Source organism: Herbiconiux sp. (assembly GCF_023264855.1).
In the GTDB taxonomy this organism is placed as follows: domain Bacteria; phylum Actinomycetota; class Actinomycetes; order Actinomycetales; family Microbacteriaceae; genus Herbiconiux.
The window spans coordinates 19,585-38,236 of record NZ_JAHFUW010000043.1; the positions used below are offsets into that span (position 1 = coordinate 19,585).

The window sequence follows — 18,652 nt, forward strand, 5'->3', positions numbered from 1 at the left end:
CTGGTCGCGAGCTCGGCCGCGTCGTCGCCGGAATCCTCGGGAACGATGTCTTTGTCGGTCATGACTGGTTTCCGTTCGTGGGCGACGAATATCCGGTGGAGCCGAAGCCGCCCTCGCCGCGATGGCTTCCAGGAAGCTCCTCGACGGGCACGAACACGGCTCGCGTCACCGGCATCACGATCAGTTGCGCGATTCTGTCGCCGACGGCGATATCGTACGGCACCGAGCTGTCGGTGTTCAGGAGGGCGACCTTGATCTCTCCGCGGTAGCCGGCATCGACCGTTCCCGGGGCGTTCACCACGGTGATCCCGTGCTTGGCGGCGAGGCCGCTGCGGGGCACGACGAAGGCGACGTAGCCGTCGGGCAGGGCGATCGAGACCCCGGTTCCCACCGTCTGCCTCTGCCCGGGGGCGAGCGTCAACGATTCGGTGGAGAGCAGATCGGCGCCGGCGTCGCCCGGATGGGCGTAGGCGGGCACCTGGTCTGCGCGGATCAGGATCTCGATGGAAGACGTCACGAGTCGAGGGTAGTGCAGAAAGAATGGTCGAATAGAGACATGACGCACTATCGGGAGAGGCTCTCTCCGGCCCTGTGGGTATTCCTCGCCACCGCCCTCGTGCTGCCCGCCAGCATCATCATCTTCGCCCCGCTGAGCACCGTTCCCGGCGTTCTGCTGGGCACCGTGGTGGGAGTCGTGCTCTACGCCGGGATGATCGGCCTGCTGCTGTTCGGGGCGCCCGTGATCGAGGTGTCGCCCGGCCAGGTACGCGTCGGCCGCGCCACCATCCCTTCCGGGCTGATCGGTGAGTGCACCGTCTACACCGGAGACGCGGCCACCGCGCAACGCGGCCGGCTGCTGGATGCGCGGGCGTATCTGGCCATCCGGGGCTGGATCAAACCGGTCGTTAAAATGACAATCGCCGATCCGCAGGATCCGACACCGTATTGGTTGGTGTCGACCCGGCGTCCCGGCGATCTCATCGATGCGGTGACAGCCTCGCAGAGGGCCCAGTAGGCCGTACCTCTTCGGTACGGGACTAGGAGGCGCACTCCACGCAGATGGCGCCGATCTTCTCTTCGTGATCGATCTGCGAGCGGTGCTTCACCAGGAAGCAGCTCACACAGGTGAACTCGTCGGCCTGCGGAGGCAGGACGACGACATCGAGGTCGAGGTCGGAGAGGTCGGCGCCCGGCAGCTCGAAGCCACCCGGGTTGTCGGCGTCATCGACGTCTACGACACCGGACATCTTGTCCGGGACTCGCTCCTTCAGCGCTTCGATCGAGTCCGAGTCGTCGTCGGTCTTGCGCGGTGCGTCGTAATCAGTCGCCATGCCCATCCACTTCTTGAATACAGCCGTATTAACCAAATCGGCGGCGTTAGTTTGCATCAAAGCCGCCGGAATAGCAAACCGGTTCGTGAGCATCAATTACTCACGCCGCCCTCAACTTGCGGCACGCCCGGAACATTCCCGTAATACAGGGGTCGAGCGTGCGATCCTGTCAGCGAACAGTGACCTCTGGAGGCCTTTCAGCATGCAGGATTTGACGGTAATCGGAGTCGAGAACGGGGCGTTGATCGTCGCCAGCGACGGGGGCGAGCGGTATCGCATCGTCATCGACGATGTGCTCCAGTCGCGCCTGCGCCAGGGCATCGCGTCCGCTCAGGGCGGAAAGAAGGTCTCGCCGCGCGAGATCCAGACGCACATTCGTGCCGGACTCTCAGCCTTCGAGGTGGCCGAGCTCACCGGAGCCGACATCGACTACATCGAACGCTTCGAGGGCCCCGTGGTCGCCGAACGCCAGTTCATGGTCGATTCGGCCCTGCGCGTGCCCGTGCAGCCGACCACGCTCGCCGACCCGCTGGGCGAAGAGCCCCTCACCACTTTCGGCGACGCCCTCGAGGAGCGGCTGGAGAGCCTCGACGCGCGCGACGTGCGCTGGGCGAGCTGGAAAGACGAGACCGGATGGATCGTCAAGCTCACCTTCACCTCGCGCGAGATCGACCACGACGCCCGCTGGCAGTTCGACCCGAAGCGGCACGTGCTCACGCCCCTGAACAACGAGGCCACCACCCTCTCCCGCCACGGCGAGCTGACGGAGGGCCTCATCCCGCGCCTGCGCGCTGTGTCGCTCGGCGACGACGGCATCGATGCCCGCTTCGACAGCGGTGCGTTCGCCACCATCGAGGCCGCCACCGATGCTCCGGATGCCGCAGACGGCGGTTCCTCCGACACCGAAGACACGGCCGCCTCCCTCGCCTCGAAGACGCCGGATGATCCGGCCGCGTCCCCGGCACCGGCACCCGCCCCCCTCGCTCCCGCAGCGACGATCGGCGTGCCGAGGCAGAAGGAGCAGGCCAAGCACTTCGACGCGTACGCCGTGAACCGTGCGCCCGACACCACAGACACCGCCGACCACAACCAGACCGCCGATCTGCTGGAGGCCCTGCGCCGCCGCCGTGGTGAGCGGGAGGCCGCGGCCTTCGAGCCGCCGCAGGAGCAGGTCGAGCCCTCGCTCTTCTCCGGTCCGCGCCCCATCGCTCCCGAAGCCGACACCCCGCTGCCCGGTCTCGAACCCGAGTTCGTGCCACCGGCTCCGCACGCCGAATCCGCCGGCTCGTCGTCGAAGTCCTCGGCCCCCAAGCGTCAGCGAGCCGCGATGCCGAGCTGGGACGAGATCGTCTTCGGCGCCCGCAGCGACGACGACCCCGCCTGACGCCCCGCCTTCTGGCAGCCTGTCAGGGCAGGCGGTAGGCGCCGGCTCGGAGCAGCGGCACCAGGGTCTCCTCGGGCGTGAGCGAGCCGTGCTGGCCGATCATCGACTGGCCCGTGGTGTCGCCGTCGCGACCGTCGTAGTAGGCCACGAGTTTGCGCGCCGCCACGATCACATCTCCGATACGCGGGCCCACGGCGGGATCGACCTCGCCGAACCAGCCGGCTGCGATCGCCTCCTCGCGGGTGGCGATCCAGGATCGGGCGTCTTCGCGGGCGCGCCAGGCCTCGGCCAGCCGCCGGCGGGCATCCGGCGTGGAGTCGTGCAGGTGCAGTTGCAGGCACCTCGGATCCCCCGCCACGTGCGCCACCCCCTCCACCAGCGACGGCACCTCGCCGAAGAGCACGTGCCCCGTGGCGGGCACGTCGACGATGCCGTGGTCGGCGGTCAGCAGCATCCCCTCGCCCCGGCGCAGCACCGCCGTGAAGCGGCCGTACTCGGAGTCGAGCTGCTCGAGCGTCGCGAGCCAGCGGTCGCTCTCCCAGCCGCGCGAGTGCGCCAGCTGGTCGAGCTCGGGCACGTAGAGGTAGACCAGCCGGCTGCCGCCCTCGTCGAAGAGGCGGCGGGCGGCGGCGAAGCGGTCGGCGATCGTGGCGGCCGGCACGTAGTCGGCTCCGCGCAGGATGGCCCGCGTCAGCCCCGAGTCGGCGTATCGAGCCGGCCCGATCGTGTTGCTCGGCACCCCGTCCGCCGCCAGCTGCTCGAACACGGTCGGGCGGCGCTGCCAGGTCGCCGGCGGCATCACGTCCGACCAGCCGGAGAGCTGGTTCAGCACCACGCCGGCATCCGGCACCAGGGCCGTGTACCCCACGATGCCGTGCGTTCCCGGCCGCTCCCCCGTGGTCAGGCTCGCCAGAGCGGCGGCGGTCGTGGTGGGGAACCCGCTGATCAGCGTGGTGCGCTTGGTCAGTCCCGCGGCCAGATGGCGCGCGTGGCCGGCCCGGGAACGCAGGGCGGATGCCCCGAGCCCGTCGACGAGCACGACGAGCACGCGATCGGCGGCCGGCAGCCCCAGCGCGTTCTGCTCGCCCTGCAGCGAATGCACGCAACTCGGCAACACGTCGGCCAGCGTCAGCTCGCCTGACCCGCGCGTCGGTAGCATGGTGGACATTCGGCCAAGTCTGGCATAGCACCCGCTCAAGAAATACAGGAATGACAGCAGCCACGAACGATCCGAGCGGCACCGCCGTCGAGAAGATCCTCGATGTAGACGTCTCCACCGAGATGCAGGACTCGTTCCTCGAATACGCGTACTCGGTCATCTACTCCCGCGCCCTGCCCGATGCGCGCGACGGCCTGAAGCCGGTGCAACGCCGCATCCTGTACATGATGAGCGACATGGGCCTTCGCCCGGATCGCGGTCACGTCAAGAGCGCCCGCGTGGTGGGCGAGGTGATGGGCAAGCTGCACCCGCACGGCGACACCGCCATCTACGACGCCCTGGTGCGCCTGGCGCAGTCCTGGACCATGCGCGTGCCGCTGGTCGACGGCCACGGCAACTTCGGCTCGCTCGACGACGGACCGGCCGCCGCCCGGTACACCGAGGCGCGGCTGGACGCCGTGGCGATGTCGATGGTGCAAGACCTCGACGAAGACGTCGTCGACTTCGTGCCCAACTACGACAACCAGCTGCTGCAGCCCGACGTGCTGCCCTCCGCCATCCCGAACCTTTTGGTGAACGGCGCCAGCGGCATCGCGGTCGGCATGGCCACGAACATGGCGCCGCACAACCTGATCGAGGTCGTCGCGGGCGCGCGCTACCTGATCGAGCATCCGGAGGCCACGCTCGACGAGCTGATGTCGTTCATCCCGGGCCCCGACCTGCCGGGCGGCGGCACCATCGTGGGGCTCGCCGGCATCCGCGACGCCTACGAGTCCGGCCGCGGAGCCTTCAAGACCCGCGCCAAGGTCTCTGTCGAGAACCTCACGGCCCGCAAGACCGGCCTGGTGGTCACCGAGCTGCCCTATCTCGTCGGCCCCGAGAAGGTGATCGCCAAGATCAAGGACGGCGTCACCTCGAAGAAGATCCAGGGCATCAGCGACGTCACCGACCTCACCGACCGCACGCACGGCCTGCGGCTGGTCATCGGCATCAAGACCGGCTTCGATCCGGATGCCGTGCTCGAGCAGCTCTACAAGCTCACCCCGCTCGAAGACAACTTCAGCATCAACAACGTGGCACTGGTCGACGGCGGCCCGCTCACGCTGGGGCTCCGCGACCTGCTGATCGTGTACGTGAACCACCGCATCGAGGTCGTCACCCGGCGCACCCGCTACCGCCTCGACCGACGGCGCGAGCGCCTGCACCTGGTGGAGGGTCTGCTGATCGCGATCCTCGACATCGACGAGGTCATCCAGGTCATCCGCACGAGCGATGACACGGATGCCGCGCGCACCCGCCTGATCGAGGTGTTCGAGCTCAGCGTGCTGCAGGCCGAGTACATCCTCGAGCTGCGCCTGCGCCGGCTCACCCGCTTCTCCCGGATCGAGCTGGAGACCGAGCGCGACAAGCTGCGCGCCGAGATCGCCGAGCTGGAGGCGCTGCTGGCCGATCCGGCCCTCATCCGTGCCGCCGTCTCGAATGAGCTCGAGGAGGTGGCCGACCGCTTCGGCACCCCGCGCCGCACCCTGCTCACCGAGGCGCGGCCGGCCGTCGCCGGCACCTCGAAGCGGGCCCAGCCCGTGCTCGAGGTCGCCGACGTGCCCTGCACCGTGTACCTCAGCACCACCGGACGTGTGGTGCGGGTCGACCGCGCCGACGACGAGGAGCCGAGCGGCGGCCCCGCCGTCACCGTGCGCCGCAGCAAGCACGACGCCATCCGCAGCGAGGTCGAGACCACCCGCCGCGGCGAGGTGGGCGCCGTGACCGACACGGGACGGGTCATCCGGATGCCCGTCATCGATCTGCCCGCCGTGCCGGTGAACTCGGTGCAGCTGGGCGCGGGCGTGCGGATCGGCGACTACCTCACGATGGACTCCAAGCGCGAGAGGATCGTCGGCCTGGTGTCGCTCACCTCGCCGGTGCCGATCGCTCTGGGCACGGCTCAGGGCATCGTCAAGCGGGTCGCCGCCGGCGCCTATCCCCCGAAGCCCGACTTCGAGCTGATCGCGTTGAAGCCCGGCGACAAGGTCGTGGGCGTCACGCAGCACTCGGAGGACGACGAGCTGGTGTTCATCACCTCGGACGCGCAGCTGCTGCGCTTCTTCCAGGCCAGCGTGCGGCCGCAGGGACTCGCCGCGGGCGGCATGGCGGGGATCAACCTCGGTGCGGGCGCCTCGGTGATCTGGTTCGGCTCGGTGCCGGACGGCCCGGATGCGGTGGTCGTCACGATCGCCGCCAGCACCTCGACGCTGGCCGGCACGGATGCGGGCTCGGGCAAGGTCTCGGAGTTCGCCGAGTTCCCGCCCAAGGGCCGCGCCACCGGCGGCGTGCGGGCGCATCGCTTCCTGAAGGGTGAGGACGTGCTCACCGTCGCCTGGGCCGGACACGGGCCCGCTCTCGCCGTCGCGAACGACGGAGCCGCGCGCGTGCTGCCCGAGCCGGGTGCGAAGCGGGATGCCTCGGGCGTCGCCCTCGCCGCGGTCATCGGGTCGATCGGCTCCGCACGGTCGGTGACCTGAGCCGGATACGGCTTAAACACCGAACGGCCGGTCCCCTCGAAGGAGATCGGCCGTTCGTACGTGTCGGATCCAGTCCGGCTGAGTTCAGTCGTTCAGCTTGGCGGACTCGTCGTGCCACCCGGTCGCGACCTGGGACAGCTTGTCTTGGTACTTGCGGCCGTGGTGAGCGCAGAAGAGCAGCTCACCGCCGGAGGGCATGTCGACTCGGATGTAGGCCTGCGCGCCACAGCTGTCACAACGGTCGGCCGCGGTGAGCTGGTACGCGTTCTCCAGGTCGGAAACAGTGCTGTTATCTGCAGTAACTGACGGCATCTTCTGCTCCTTAGCGGCTCGAACGATCACTGGCTGGTAGTCACATCAAAGCACTCTTCTGAGGGAGCGAGCCCCCATTCCGCTGTGTTTCGCTCTGCGCGTACCGGGAATACGCCGCCGGGTGTCGCGCGCAGGCGGGGGCCACGGGGCGGTTAGCCTTGGAGATCGGGGCCGTCCGCTGCCCCGACAGCACCCGAAGGAGACCCGGTGGCATCACCGTCCGACTACTCTGCCCGGCACTTGTCCGTTCTCGAGGGACTCGAGGCTGTTCGCAAACGCCCCGGCATGTACATCGGCTCCACCGACTCCCGCGGTCTCATGCACTGCCTGTGGGAGATCATCGACAACTCGGTCGACGAGGCGCTCGGCGGCTTCGGCACGAGCATCGACGTGGTGCTGCACTCCGACGGCAGCGTCGAGGTGCGCGACACCGCCCGCGGGGTGCCCGTCGACATCGAGCCGAAGACCGGTCTCTCCGGCGTCGAGGTGGTGTTCACCAAGCTGCACGCCGGCGGCAAGTTCGGATCGGGTTCGTACGCCGCATCCGGTGGCCTGCACGGTGTGGGCGCTTCGGTGGTGAACGCGCTCTCCGAGCGGCTCGACGTGGAGGTCGACCGCGGCGGCAAGACCTGGGCGATGTCGTTCCACCGCGGCGAGCCCGGCATCTTCGACGACAAGGGCGCCGCCCCGAGCCCGGATGCGCCGTTCACGCCGTTCGAGAAGCGGAGCGAACTGCGCGTGGTCGGCAAGGTCGCCAAGGGCGTCACCGGCACCCGCGTGCGCTATTGGGCCGACCGGCAGATCTTCACCAAGGGTGCCGAGTTCCAGACCGACGACCTCTTGGTGCGCGCGCGCCAGACCGCCTTCCTCGTGCCGGGCCTCGCCATCACCATCGACGACGAGCGCGGTGAGGAGCCCCGCCGCGAGTCGTTCCGCTTCGACGGCGGCATCTCCGAGTTCGCGGAGTACCTGGCTCCGGATGCCCCGCTCACCGACATCTGGCGCATCACCGGAACGGGCGAGTTCAAAGAGACCGTCCCCGTGCTCTCGGATCACGGCGCGATGGTGCCCACCGAGCTCACCCGCGAGGCGACGGTCGATGTGGCCCTGCGCTGGGGCATCGGCTACGAGACCTCGTTCCGCAGCTTCGTGAACATCATCTCGACGCCCAAGGGCGGCACCCATCAGGCCGGCTTCGAGGCCGGGCTGCTGAAGTTCCTGCGCACCAACGTCGAGGCGAACGCCCGGCGGCTGAAGGTGGGCAACGACAAGCTGGAGAAGGACGACGTGCTCGCCGGCCTCACGGCCGTGCTCACCGTGCGCCTGCCCGAGCCGCAGTTCGAGGGCCAGACCAAGGAGATCCTCGGTACGCCCGCGGTGCGGAACATCGTCTCGCAGGTGCTCACGAAGGGCCTCGCGGAGCGATTCACCTCACCGAAGCGCGACGACAAGGCGCAGTCGGCGCTCATCCTCGACAAGGTCGTGGCCGAGATGAAGTCACGCATCTCGGCGCGGGCGCACAAGGAGACGCAGCGCCGCAAGAACGCGCTGGAGTCCTCCTCGCTGCCCGCGAAACTGGTCGACTGCCGCTCCTCCGACGTGACGAACAGCGAGCTGTTCATCGTGGAGGGCGACTCGGCGCTCGGCACCGCCAAGCTGGCGCGCAACAGCGAGTTCCAGGCGCTGCTGCCGATCCGGGGCAAGATCCTGAACGTGCAGAAGGCGTCGATCGCCGACATGCTCTCCAACGCCGAGTGCGCCTCGATCATCCAGGTGATCGGCGCCGGATCGGGCCGATCCTTCGACCTCTCGGCCGCGCGCTACGGCAAGATCATCCTGATGAGCGACGCCGACGTCGACGGCGCGCACATCCGCACCCTGCTGCTCACGCTGTTCTTCCGGTACATGCGGCCGCTGATCGAAGACGGCCGGGTTTACGCGGCGGTTCCGCCGCTGCACCGCGTGGTGGCGATCAACCCCGGATCCAAGCCGAACGAGACGATCTATACCTACTCCGAGGCGGAGCTGCAGGGCGTGCTCGCGCAGCTGAAGAGGTCGAACCGCAAGTACCAGGATCCGATCCAGCGCTACAAGGGCCTCGGCGAGATGGATGCCGACCAGCTGGCCTCCACCACGATGGACAAGCGCTACCGCACCCTGCGCCGGGTCGGCGTGGCCGATGCCGCGGTGGCCGAGAAGATGTTCGAACTCCTGATGGGCGACGACGTCGCCCCCCGCAAGGAGTTCATCATCACCGGCTCCGAGACGATGTCCCGAGACCGCATCGACGTCTGACGCCTACGACCCCTTCGCCGGCGGCTATTCCGAGAGCGGGGCCGCGGCGATCGTGCCGCGGGCGTGGCGGGCGCGCTCGTCGATGGTGCGGAGCTCGCCGGGGTCGGGCGTGGTGTACTCGAGGCCACGGCGGGCTCGCGCGGTGTCGAGCAGGGAGTCGGCCAGGATCGGGTTGTTCGCGAGGATCGGGCCGTGCATGTGGGTGCCGAGGAGGTTGTCCTCCCAGAAGCCCTCTTCGCCCGGGGTCTCGGTGTTGCCGCGCCCGTAGACCACGCGGCCGAGCGTGCCGTGCGGGCCGACGTCGACGAAGGATCCGCGGTTCTCGAAGCCGACGACCGGGCCGAGGCGGGGCGACTCCAGCACGAAGTCGCCGACGACGCGGGTGCCGCCGTGGCGGGTGGTGACTGGGAAGACGCCGGCGCCCTCGAGCACCTCGCCGCCCTCGAGCGTGATCCGCTCGCCGAGCAGCTGGAAGCCCGCGCCGATGGCGAGGAACGGCCGGCCGTCGGCGGCCAGCGCCTTCAGTTCGGGCGCGATCGCCACGACGAGCGGATGCGCGAGCAACTCGGCCGAGACCGGGCCGCTGCCGATGAACACCAGGTCGGCATCATCGAAGCTCTGAGGGGCTCCCCCGTCGTAGGTGGTGATCTCGACGGGCAGCCCGCGCCACTCCGCACGCAGGCGCAGGATCTCGACGTTGCCGCTCTCCCCGTTCAGGCCGAGCAGCCGCGGGAACAGGTGCAGGATGCGCAGGGCGTCGGTGACGGGTGTGCCGCTCATGCCGCTCCCCCGCCCTCGAGCTCTTTGAAACCCAGGATCTTTCGGATCAGCATCATCTGCTCGTAGTTCAGGATCATCACCTTGTGTCCGGTGGCGGGCTTCGGGCGCGCGAGGAACTCCTTCAGGGCCTTGCGCACGTCGAGGTCGACCGACCCGACCGGGATGTCGAGGTAGCCGAAGCGCACGGCGAACTGCCACGCCTTCGATCCGGTGATCCCGTCGACGTGGTCGAGCGCCGAGAAGTCGATGTCGTAGATCCAGGCCGGATCGGGCGTTCCCTCGTCGACCGCGAGGAAGACCTGCTCGGGAGCACTCTCGAGCGAGTCGAGGTTCAGCTGCAGCGAGGCCGGGTTCTTCATCATGATGATCTCGATCTGCTCGCCGTCGACCTCGAGCAGCTCGCCACGCCCGTAGACGGTCTCGAGCGAGTCGAGGGCCTGCGAGACCAGCTCGGGCCGGAAGCGGTCGCCGAGCACGCTGCGCGCTGCAGCTGCGGCACCGGCGGCGTCGAGCGCGTAGTGCATGCCTCTCGCGGGGAGCTTGACCTGGATCTCGGTGCGCTGGGCCGCCGGTGCATCCGCCACCGGCGAGCCGGCGGGCAGCGCTGCGGCCTCGATCGAGAGCGTGGCGCGTGCCCCGTCGAGGGCGATCACCTCGACCGCGGCGGGACGCGATCCGGGCTCGGCACCGACGTCGCCGAAGCGGTCGGCGGAGGCCACGCCGTGGCTCGCGCCGTCGACCAGGCTCGGTACGCCCCCGAAGAAGCTCACCGCCCGGCCCGGTCGGCCCGGGATGCGCGTGTCGAGGTCGACCAGGAAGTTGTCCTCACGATTGAGGATGAGCCCGTCGGTCGACGCCGCAGCCACCCGGCCGAGCATCACGGCGACGCGATCCGGCTCGTGGTATCGGTTCAGCTGGTCGATCTGGATGTTCAGCAGCAGCACCGTGCGCGGCTTCAGCAGCTCGGCGAGCCGGGTGCCGTACCCCTCGTCCACCTCGAGGATGGCGATGTCGGAGTCCAGCCGCCCGCTGGTGGAGACCTCGGAGAGCAGCGCCGAGGCGATGCCCTGCGGCAGGTTTCCGCCCGAGGGGTTCGTGAAGACCTTCAGGCCGTGGGCCCGGATGATCGCGGCCAGCATGTTGGTGGTGGTCGACTTGCCGTTCGATCCGGAGACCGCGACGACGCCATCCGGAATCCGGGCGATGGTGCGCTCGAGAAAACCGGGGTCGATCTTCAGAGCGATGTTGCCGGGGATGGCCGAGCCGCCGCCGCGCAAGCGCGCGGCGACCCGGACGGCCCGTCCGACGAGGACGGCGGCCGTGGTGCGGAGGGCCATCGGCCTACTCGAGGTAGTCGCGCAGCGACTGCGAGCGGGACGGGTGGCGAAGCTTCGCCATGGTCTTCGACTCGATCTGACGGATGCGCTCGCGCGTCACACCGAAGGTGTCACCGATCTGGTCGAGCGTCTTGGGCATGCCGTCGCCGAGCCCGAAGCGCATCCGGATGACGCCGGCCTCGCGCTCGGAGAGCGAGTCGAGCAGCGACTCCAGCTGCTTCTGCAGCATCGTGAAGCCCACCGCGTCGGCCGGAACGACCGCTTCGGTGTCTTCGATCAGGTCGCCGAACTCGCTGTCGCCGTCTTCACCCAGTGGGGTGTGCAGGGAGATGGGCTCGCGGCCGTACTTCTGCACCTCGACCACCTTCTCGGGCGTCATGTCGAGTTCGCGGCTGAGCTCTTCGGGCGTGGGCTCACGACCCAGGTCTTGCAGCATCTGGCGCTGCACGCGGGCCAGCTTGTTGATGACCTCGACCATGTGCACCGGGATGCGGATGGTGCGCGCCTGGTCGGCCATCGCACGGGTGATGGCCTGACGGATCCACCAGGTGGCATAGGTCGAGAACTTGAAGCCCTTGGTGTAGTCGAACTTCTCGACCGCACGGATCAGGCCCAGGTTGCCCTCCTGGATCAGGTCGAGGAACTGCATTCCGCGGCCGGTGTAGCGCTTGGCGAGCGACACGACCAGGCGGAGGTTCGCGCCGAGCAGGTGGCTCTTGGCGCGCTGGCCGTCTTTCGCGACCCACTGCAGCTCACGCTTGGCGGAGGGGCTGAGGTTGTCGGTGTTCGCCAGCTTGTCTTCGGCGAACAGACCCGCCTCGATGCGCATGGCGAGCTCGACCTCTTCGGCCGCGTTCAGCAGTGCGACCTTTCCGATCTGCTTGAGGTAATCCTTCACCGGGTCAGCGGTGGCGCCCGTGATCGTGGAGGAATAGACCGGCACGTCGTCTTCGTCGTCGACCAGCGAGAGCACGAGTGCACCGGTGGGCAGTGTCTCCGCGACGGCGGCGGGCTTGACCTTGCCGCCTTCTTCGGTATCGGAGGACTCGTCGTCGGACACCGCTTCGGTGTCGTCGGCGACCTCTTCGACGACGTCGACCTCCGCCTCGTCGCCGGGCTCGATCTCCTCGTCGTCGTCGTCCGACTTCGCCTTGGCCTTCGTGGCGCGCTTGGGGGCCGCCTTGGCGGCGGTCTTCTTCGCCGGAGCGCGCTTGGCCGGAGCCTTCGCGGCCGGCGCGACCTCGTCAGGCGCCGTTGCCTGCTCGAGTGTGTCTGCGGTCTTGGGGGTGGCCATTAGTTCACCTTTCATGCCACACGGGGAACCCGGGGCGATGGTGTCAGCCCTGGCGAAACGTCCGCCGCGTGAAGATGTTTTTGGACATTACTAAGACCCATGTCAAGTGCGGGATTCGCGCAGCTTGAACAGCGGCTGCATCCGTGCACAGGAACGGGTCTACATCATCAATTATTGCACGGAACCAACCGGGTCTTGCACCGGCCGCCGTCCTGCGCTAGGAAGTGCGACATCACAGAGCCCGGCCCCGCTATCGGGCCCGTCGACGCTTCCATGCTCTGGAGAGTGCAACCCAGATCGGCCCCACCGATATTCCCTCGTCCTCTTCCAGCTTGCGCCGGGTGCGGTGCCGGGCCCGCACCAGCATCACGACTCCGAAACCGATCACGACGTACTGCACCGCGAACGCCAGCCGGAAGGCATTGAGGTCGTAGAGGCTCGCGCTCAGACCGCTGTCGAACTGCGCGTCGAGGATGATACCCACCAGGAACATCACGACGAAGCTCGCCGTGAACCCTCCGACGTTCACGATGCCGTTCGCGGAGCCGAGCGACCGGATCGGATTGAAGGATCGGGCGAAGTCGAACCCGATCAGTGACGCCGGGCCGCCGAGACCCATCGAGACCAGCAGCACGATCACCAGCCAGGTCGGTGGGGTGCCCGGCCACAGCAGCACAGCTGCCCACACCACGCCCAGCATCGTCATGATCGCGAGCACCACGTTCGAGCGCCGCAGCGGGAAGCGGGCGGTCACCAGCCCCAGGATCGGGCCGGCCACCACCCCGGTCAGCACGATCAGCACCAGGCAGAAGGATGCGAACCCCGGGTCGAAGCCGAGAGCCGACACCAGGAACGGAAAGCCCCAGAACAGGGCGAACATCGTGCCGGAGGACTGGGTCGTGTAGTGCGCCCAGAAGCCCAGCTGGGTTCCCGGCCGGCGCAGGGTCTGCACCAGGCCGTGGAGAGCATCCTTCACCGAGGCGACCCGCGGAGGCTCGGGTACCTCGGGCGGCCGGTCGGCGAGGAACGCCAGGGCGAGCACGAACGCGGCGAACGAGAGCGCCGCCGCCGCGGAGAACGCCACCGACCAGCCGGCCTCGTGCAGCAGCCAGGCGAACGGGACGGCCGAGAGGATCTGGCCGAGCTGGCCGATGTTGCCGATCCACTGCGACAGCACCGGGACCGTGCGCCCCTGGAACCAGGAGTTGATCAGGCGGATCAGGGAGATGAACACGGCGGCGTCACCGGCGCCCACGAGCATTCGCCCGAGAATCGCGACGCCGATGTTCGAGGCGAAGGCCAGGGTGAGCTGCCCGGCGACCATCACCACCGACCCCACCGTGATCAGCAGCTTGGGGCCGACGCGGTCGATCAGCAGTCCGATCGGGATCTGCAGGCCGGCGTAGACCACCAGCTGCAGCACCGCGAGGGTCGACAAGAGCGCCGCGGTCGTGTCGAACCGTTCTGCGGCGGACACCCCGGCGACCCCGAGCGTGGAGCGCTGCATCACGGCTGCCATGTAGGCGAACACGCCGACGGCGAAGATGAGCCAGGATCGACGGGAATTCACTGACTCAAATGTAGCGGCTCCGCCGCGAGGGTCAGGGCTGCGAAGGTCAGGGGCGCGAAGGTCAGGGGCGCGAGTCGCCGGACGGGAAGTCGTCGCCCGGCCGGTTTCCGGCGAGGAAGCGCTCGAGCTCGTCGGCGATCTCGTCGGCCGAGGGCAGTTCGCCGTCGCTGTCGGTGAGGGGCGACCGCAGGCTGGTGCCCTCCATGTAGGTGTCGTGGCGCTCTTCGAGCGTGTGCACGAGCCGCGCGAGCTCGGCGTTCGACTCCACCTGCTCGTCGATCTTCGCCGCGAACGTGCGGGTCTCCTGCCGCAGTCGATCGGTCGGGAAGATCAGGCCGGTGGCCGCGCTGATGCTCTCGAGCGCGACGAGCGTCGTGGCCGGGTACTCGGTGTCGGCCAGGTAGTGCGGAACGAGCAGCACGAAACCGGCGATCGGATGCCCGAGTGCCTGCAGGCGGTATTCGACCAGGTGGAGCACGTTGGCGGGTGCCTGGGTGGTGGGGCGCCACACCGAGAGGGCATCCGTGATCTCGACGCGGTTGCCGCTCACGGTCACGTTGACGGGACGGGTGTGCGGCACCGGCATGGGGATGGCGTGCACCCAGGTGGTGGTCTTCACCTGGAAGCGCTGCACGAGTTCGATCACGGCCGCCGTGAACCGCTCCCAGAGGAAGTCGGGCTCGTAGCCGTTCAGGAAGAGGAAGCGCTGACCGAGCTCATCCGTCATCAGGTAGAGGCGCAGGGTCTGCGGCTCGTAGTCGCTGATGTGGTCTTCGTCGAACGTGATGATCGGCCGCCGGGCGCGGTAGTCGAGCAGGGCGTCGTTGTCGAACTCGGCCACGATCTGGCTGTCCAGCGTGTCGATCAGGTACTCGCCGAGCTGCGCCACCGCGCCGCCCGCGTCGGTGAACCCGGTGAGTGCCGCGACGAGGTTCAGCCCCTCCGGCACCACGCCGGATTCGGCCACCAGCTCGTAGAGCGCGCTCGGTTCGTCCATGCATCAACTCTAAACCGGGGGTCGGCGGCCGACTCCGCTCCTCGGCATGCCGAGAGCGAACAGCGCCCGGATGCGATGGATAGCATGGCGTGATGACTTCGGCATCGATCTCCGTCCGCCCGTCCGCCGCGCCCGCCGCCCCCGAGGAGGTGCTGGTGATCGCCGCCTCCGGATCGGGCGACGCGATCGTCGTGCGCGGAGACCTGCCGTTCGCCGGCGATCTGAAGGCGTCGCTGGCCGCCGTGGGCTTCGGCGGCAAGAAGGACGAGGTCGTGCGCCTGCCCGCACCGGCCGGCGTGAGCGCGAAGAGCATCGCCGTGGTGGGCCTCGGAACCGCCGCCGGCGAGGCGGATGCCGCGGCACTGCGGTACGGCGCGGGCACGGCGGCACGGCGTCTCGCGGGGCGCGATCCGCTGACCGTCGAATTCGCCGTCCGGGATGCGGTCGAACTCGAAGCCGTGATCGAAGGGGCCGCTCTCGGCTCGTACGACTTCACCGATTACCGCGGCACCGGCACCACGGCGGCGGCCGCTACGGGCGACGTCGAAGGCGCCGACACGGATGCCGTCGGCATCCCGCCGGTTCGCGCCGTCACCGTGCTGGCCGGCGAGCTCTCGGCGGAGGCGACGGCGACGGCACTCGCTCGCGCCACGGCCTCGGCAGACGCGGTGAACCTCGTGCGCGACCTCGTGAACATCCCGGCGCTCGACCTCTACCCCGAGGTGTACGCCGACCGGGTCCTCGAGCTGGCCGAAGGGCGCCCGCTCGACGTGCGCGTCTGGGACTACGAGCAGCTTCTGGCCGACGGCTTCGGCGGCATCGCGGGCGTGGGCCAGGGATCGACCAGGCTCCCCCGCCTGGTGCGGGTCGACTACAACCCGGCCGGTGCCACCAAGCACATCGCCCTGGTCGGCAAGGGCATCACCTTCGACACGGGCGGCCTCTCGCTCAAGCCGCCGGTGTCGATGATCGGCATGAAGTACGACATGGCCGGATCGGCGACCGTGCTGGCGACGGTGCTCGCCGCCGCCTCGCTCGAGCTGCCCGTGCACATCACCGCCTGGCTCTGCCTGGCCGAGAACATGCCCTCGGGCGTGGCCATCCGCCCGGGCGACGTGCTGCGCATCAAGGGCGGGCGCACGGTCGAGGTGCTGAACACCGACGCCGAAGGACGGCTCGTGCTCGCCGACGGGATCGTCGCCGCGAGCGAGGAGCAGCCCGACGCCATCATCGACGTGGCGACGCTCACAGGCGCCGCGGTCGTCGCGCTCGGCAACCGCTACATCGCCACCATGGGCGACGAGGATCTCGTGGCATCCGTCGTCGCCGCCGGCCGCTCCGCCGGTGAGCCGCTCTGGCCGATGCCGCTGCCCGAAGAGCTGCGGCCCCTGCTCGCCTCGGACATCGCCGACCTCGCGAACGTGAAGCCCGGAAACACGGCGGGCGGGATGCTCGTGGCCGGTGTGTTCCTCAAGGAATTCGTCGGCACCCGGCCCGACGGCACGCCCATCCCCTGGGCGCATCTGGACATCGCCGGCGCCGCCCAGAACACGGACGGCGGCTACGGATACACCGTCAAGGGGCCGACCGGAGCCACCGTGCGTACCCTCCTGCGGTATGCCGAGGCGGTCTCCGGAGAGTAGTAAGGTCGTATGGGCGGAAAAAATCTCGCCCTATCTCCGGTGCCCGTCGCGCTGATGCGGCACGGATCCTGACGCACGAGGGAGTTTCTAGGTGTCGGAACAGAACTTTGACATTGTGGTTCTCGGTGGCGGCAGCGGCGGCTATGCAGCCGCTTTGCGCGCCAGCCAGCTGGGCTTTTCAGTGGCGATGATCGAGAAAGACAAAGTCGGTGGCACGTGCCTGCACCGCGGGTGCATCCCCACCAAGGCGCTGCTGCACTCGGCCGAGGTCGCCGACGTGTCGCGCGAATCGGCCAAGTACGGCGTGAAGACCACCTTCGAGGGTGTCGACATCGCCGCGGTCACGGCCTACCGCGAGGCGATCGTCTCGTCCAAGTACAAGGGCCTCGAAGGTCTGGTGAAGGCGCGCAAGGTCACCACGATCGCCGGCGAAGGCCGACTGACCTCCCCCACCACCGTGCAGGTCGGCGACGACACCATCACCGGCAAGAAGGTCATCCTCGCCACCGGTTCGTACTCGCGCACGCTGCCCGGGCTCGAGATCGGCGGCCGGGTCATCACCTCGGAGCAGGCGCTCGCGCTCGACTTCATCCCCAAGAAGGTCGTCATCCTCGGCGGCGGCGTGATCGGCGTGGAGTTCGCCAGCGTCTGGAAGTCGTTCGGCGCCGAGGTCACCATCGTCGAGGCACTGCCGCACCTGGTGCCCAACGAAGACGAGGCCATCTCCAAGCAGTTCGAGCGCGCGTTCCGCAAGCGCGGCATCGCGTTCAACCTGGGCACCCGCTTCTCGGGCGTCACCCAAGACCAGAACGGCGTCGTCGTGACGCTCGAAGACGGCAAGACCTTCGACGGCGAGCTGCTGCTCGTGGCCGTCGGTCGTGGCCCGGCGACGCAGGGCCTCGGCTTCGAGGAGGCCGGCGTCACCGTCGACCGCGGCTTCGTCATCACCAACGAGCGCCTCGAGACGAGCGTTCCCGGCGTCTACGCCGTGGGCGACATCGTCCCCGGCCTGCAGCTGGCGCACCGCGGCTTCCAGCAGGGCATCTTCGTGGCCGAGGAGATCGCCGGCCTGAACCCGCAGGTGGTCGAAGACGTCAACATCCCGAAGGTCACCTACTCCGACCCCGAGGTGGCGTCGGTGGGCCTCACGGAGGCCAAGGCCGCTGAGAAGTACGGCGCCGACAAGATCTCGTCGTACGACTACAACCTGGCCGGCAACGGCAAGAGCCACATCATCGGCACCACCGGTTCGGTGAAGGTCGTGCGCGTGAACGACGGCCCGGTCATCGGCATCCACATGATCGGCGCCCGCGTGGGCGAGCTGATCGGCGAAGGCCAGCTGATCGTGAACTGGGAGGCGTACCCCGAAGACGTCGCCTCGCTGGTGCACGCCCACCCCACCCAGAACGAAGCGCTCGGCGAGGCCCACCTGGCCCTCGCGGGAAAGCCGCTGCACGCGATCTGAGCGCCCCGCGCGCTTCCCTGAACGGCCGGGCCGACTAGGCTCGAAATCGAACGGTTCCATAAGGAGACAAAAGTCATGAGCGAATCCGTCAACCTTCCCGCACTCGGTGAGAGTGTCACCGAAGGAACGGTCACCCGGTGGCTCAAGAACGTCGGCGATCGTGTCGAGGTTGACGAGCCCCTGCTCGAGGTATCGACCGACAAGGTCGACACCGAGATCCCCTCGCCGGTGGCAGGTGTGATCGAGGCGATCCTCGTGCAGGAAGACGAGACGGTCGAGGTCGGCACCGCGCTGGTCACGATCGGCGACGGATCGGGCGCTGCCGCGTCTGAAGCCCCGGCCGCCCCCGCGGCGGAAGAGCCCGCTCCGGCGGCTCCGGCCGAGGAGGCGCCCGCCGAGACGGTCACCCCGTCTGCCGAGGCACCGGCTCCCGCCGAGGAGCCCGCACCGGCTGCTCCGGCACCCGTTCAGGAGGCTCCGGCCGCCGCGCCCGCACCGGTGGCCGCTGCTCCGGCAGCCGCTCAGGCTCCGGCAGCAACCCCGGCTCCTGTGGCCGCCGCCCCGGC

General features: G+C 68.8%; 16 protein-coding genes. 7 read left to right on the forward strand and 9 right to left on the reverse strand.

What is annotated here, in order from left to right:
* Positions 1–58: 58 nt before the first annotated feature.
* Positions 59–517 (reverse strand): dUTP diphosphatase, encoded by a 459-nt coding sequence (dut, locus tag Q0D75_RS15865; protein ID WP_291055511.1) that lies wholly within the window; start codon positions 515–517, stop codon positions 59–61.
* 39 nt (positions 518–556) lie between these two features.
* Between dut and Q0D75_RS15870 the strand changes: the two genes are divergently transcribed.
* Complete coding sequence (locus Q0D75_RS15870; protein ID WP_291055514.1) at positions 557–1,015, forward strand: DUF3093 domain-containing protein; 459 nt, start codon at positions 557–559, stop codon at positions 1,013–1,015.
* A gap of 22 nt (positions 1,016–1,037) precedes the next feature.
* Here Q0D75_RS15870 and Q0D75_RS15875 read toward each other — a convergent pair whose 3' ends face one another.
* Positions 1,038–1,331 (reverse strand): DUF4193 domain-containing protein, encoded by a 294-nt coding sequence (locus Q0D75_RS15875; protein ID WP_290809022.1) that lies wholly within the window; start codon positions 1,329–1,331, stop codon positions 1,038–1,040.
* 202 nt (positions 1,332–1,533) lie between these two features.
* On the opposite strand from Q0D75_RS15875, the gene sepH reads away from it, so the two are divergent.
* On the forward strand, positions 1,534–2,715 hold the full coding sequence (gene sepH, locus Q0D75_RS15880) for a septation protein SepH (RefSeq protein WP_291055516.1): 1,182 nt from the start codon (positions 1,534–1,536) through the stop codon (positions 2,713–2,715).
* Between the two features lie 22 nt (positions 2,716–2,737).
* Here the strand turns inward: sepH and Q0D75_RS15885 are convergent, their stop codons facing one another.
* Entirely contained in the window at positions 2,738–3,883 is a 1,146-nt protein-coding gene (locus Q0D75_RS15885) for an alkaline phosphatase family protein (protein ID WP_291055519.1), read from the reverse strand.
* A gap of 41 nt (positions 3,884–3,924) precedes the next feature.
* On the opposite strand from Q0D75_RS15885, the gene Q0D75_RS15890 reads away from it, so the two are divergent.
* The gene (locus Q0D75_RS15890) at positions 3,925–6,393 is read left to right on the forward strand and encodes a DNA topoisomerase IV subunit A (RefSeq protein WP_291055522.1); all 2,469 of its coding nucleotides are present in this window, start codon (positions 3,925–3,927) and stop codon (positions 6,391–6,393) included.
* An 84-nt stretch (positions 6,394–6,477) separates the two neighbouring features.
* Here Q0D75_RS15890 and Q0D75_RS15895 read toward each other — a convergent pair whose 3' ends face one another.
* Positions 6,478–6,705, reverse strand: a complete 228-nt coding sequence (locus Q0D75_RS15895) for a hypothetical protein (protein WP_291055525.1) — start codon at positions 6,703–6,705, stop codon at positions 6,478–6,480.
* Positions 6,706–6,912: 207 nt separating this feature from the next.
* On the opposite strand from Q0D75_RS15895, the gene Q0D75_RS15900 reads away from it, so the two are divergent.
* Positions 6,913–9,000 carry a DNA topoisomerase IV subunit B gene (locus Q0D75_RS15900; RefSeq protein ID WP_291055528.1) on the forward strand — a complete coding sequence of 696 codons (2,088 nt, stop codon included), beginning with the start codon at positions 6,913–6,915 and terminating at the stop codon, positions 8,998–9,000.
* A gap of 24 nt (positions 9,001–9,024) precedes the next feature.
* Here Q0D75_RS15900 and Q0D75_RS15905 read toward each other — a convergent pair whose 3' ends face one another.
* The 5 genes from Q0D75_RS15905 to Q0D75_RS15925 all read right to left on the reverse strand — a co-directional run bounded on the left by Q0D75_RS15905 (position 9,025) and on the right by Q0D75_RS15925 (position 14,978).
* A complete protein-coding gene (locus tag Q0D75_RS15905) occupies positions 9,025–9,780 on the reverse strand; it encodes a glutamine amidotransferase (protein ID WP_291055531.1) in 756 nt (251 codons plus the stop codon).
* The gene (locus Q0D75_RS15910) at positions 9,777–11,117 is read right to left on the reverse strand and encodes a MurT ligase domain-containing protein (RefSeq protein WP_291055534.1); all 1,341 of its coding nucleotides are present in this window, start codon (positions 11,115–11,117) and stop codon (positions 9,777–9,779) included. The genes Q0D75_RS15905 and Q0D75_RS15910 overlap by 4 nt, the downstream gene beginning before the upstream one ends.
* Positions 11,118–11,121: 4 nt before the next feature.
* Positions 11,122–12,411, reverse strand: coding sequence for an RNA polymerase sigma factor (locus tag Q0D75_RS15915; RefSeq protein WP_291055537.1), 1,290 nt, complete (start codon positions 12,409–12,411; stop codon positions 11,122–11,124).
* 250 nt (positions 12,412–12,661) lie between these two features.
* Positions 12,662–13,981: an MFS transporter gene (locus Q0D75_RS15920; protein WP_291055540.1), complete on the reverse strand. Its 1,320-nt coding sequence runs from the start codon at positions 13,979–13,981 to the stop codon at positions 12,662–12,664.
* A 61-nt stretch (positions 13,982–14,042) separates the two neighbouring features.
* On the reverse strand, positions 14,043–14,978 hold the full coding sequence (locus tag Q0D75_RS15925) for a PAC2 family protein (protein ID WP_291055543.1): 936 nt from the start codon (positions 14,976–14,978) through the stop codon (positions 14,043–14,045).
* A gap of 92 nt (positions 14,979–15,070) precedes the next feature.
* Between Q0D75_RS15925 and Q0D75_RS15930 the strand changes: the two genes are divergently transcribed.
* From Q0D75_RS15930 to Q0D75_RS15940, 3 genes are all read left to right on the forward strand, one after another.
* Positions 15,071–16,621, forward strand: coding sequence for a leucyl aminopeptidase (locus Q0D75_RS15930; RefSeq protein WP_291055546.1), 1,551 nt, complete (start codon positions 15,071–15,073; stop codon positions 16,619–16,621).
* 91 nt (positions 16,622–16,712) lie between these two features.
* Positions 16,713–18,086, forward strand: coding sequence for a dihydrolipoyl dehydrogenase (gene lpdA, locus Q0D75_RS15935; protein ID WP_291055550.1), 1,374 nt, complete (start codon positions 16,713–16,715; stop codon positions 18,084–18,086).
* 75 nt (positions 18,087–18,161) lie between these two features.
* On the forward strand, positions 18,162–18,652 hold a 491-nt coding region (locus tag Q0D75_RS15940; RefSeq protein WP_291055553.1), incomplete at its 3' end, for a biotin/lipoyl-containing protein.

What these genes read in the sequence shown, in the direction of transcription:
- Q0D75_RS15870 (WP_291055514.1), top strand. Translation starts at nt 557, where the DNA reads ATGACGCACTATCGGGAGAGGCTCTCTCCGGCCCTGTGGGTATTCCTC.
- Q0D75_RS15875 (WP_290809022.1), bottom strand. Translation starts at nt 1,331, where the DNA reads ATGGCGACTGATTACGACGCACCGCGCAAGACCGACGACGACTCGGAC.
- sepH (WP_291055516.1), top strand. Translation starts at nt 1,534, where the DNA reads ATGCAGGATTTGACGGTAATCGGAGTCGAGAACGGGGCGTTGATCGTC.
- Q0D75_RS15885 (WP_291055519.1), bottom strand. Translation starts at nt 3,883, where the DNA reads ATGTCCACCATGCTACCGACGCGCGGGTCAGGCGAGCTGACGCTGGCC.
- Q0D75_RS15890 (WP_291055522.1), top strand. Translation starts at nt 3,925, where the DNA reads ATGACAGCAGCCACGAACGATCCGAGCGGCACCGCCGTCGAGAAGATC.
- Q0D75_RS15895 (WP_291055525.1), bottom strand. Translation starts at nt 6,705, where the DNA reads ATGCCGTCAGTTACTGCAGATAACAGCACTGTTTCCGACCTGGAGAAC.
- Q0D75_RS15905 (WP_291055531.1), bottom strand. Translation starts at nt 9,780, where the DNA reads ATGAGCGGCACACCCGTCACCGACGCCCTGCGCATCCTGCACCTGTTC.
- Q0D75_RS15910 (WP_291055534.1), bottom strand. Translation starts at nt 11,117, where the DNA reads ATGGCCCTCCGCACCACGGCCGCCGTCCTCGTCGGACGGGCCGTCCGG.
- Q0D75_RS15915 (WP_291055537.1), bottom strand. Translation starts at nt 12,411, where the DNA reads ATGGCCACCCCCAAGACCGCAGACACACTCGAGCAGGCAACGGCGCCT.
- Q0D75_RS15925 (WP_291055543.1), bottom strand. Translation starts at nt 14,978, where the DNA reads ATGGACGAACCGAGCGCGCTCTACGAGCTGGTGGCCGAATCCGGCGTG.
- Q0D75_RS15930 (WP_291055546.1), top strand. Translation starts at nt 15,071, where the DNA reads ATGACTTCGGCATCGATCTCCGTCCGCCCGTCCGCCGCGCCCGCCGCC.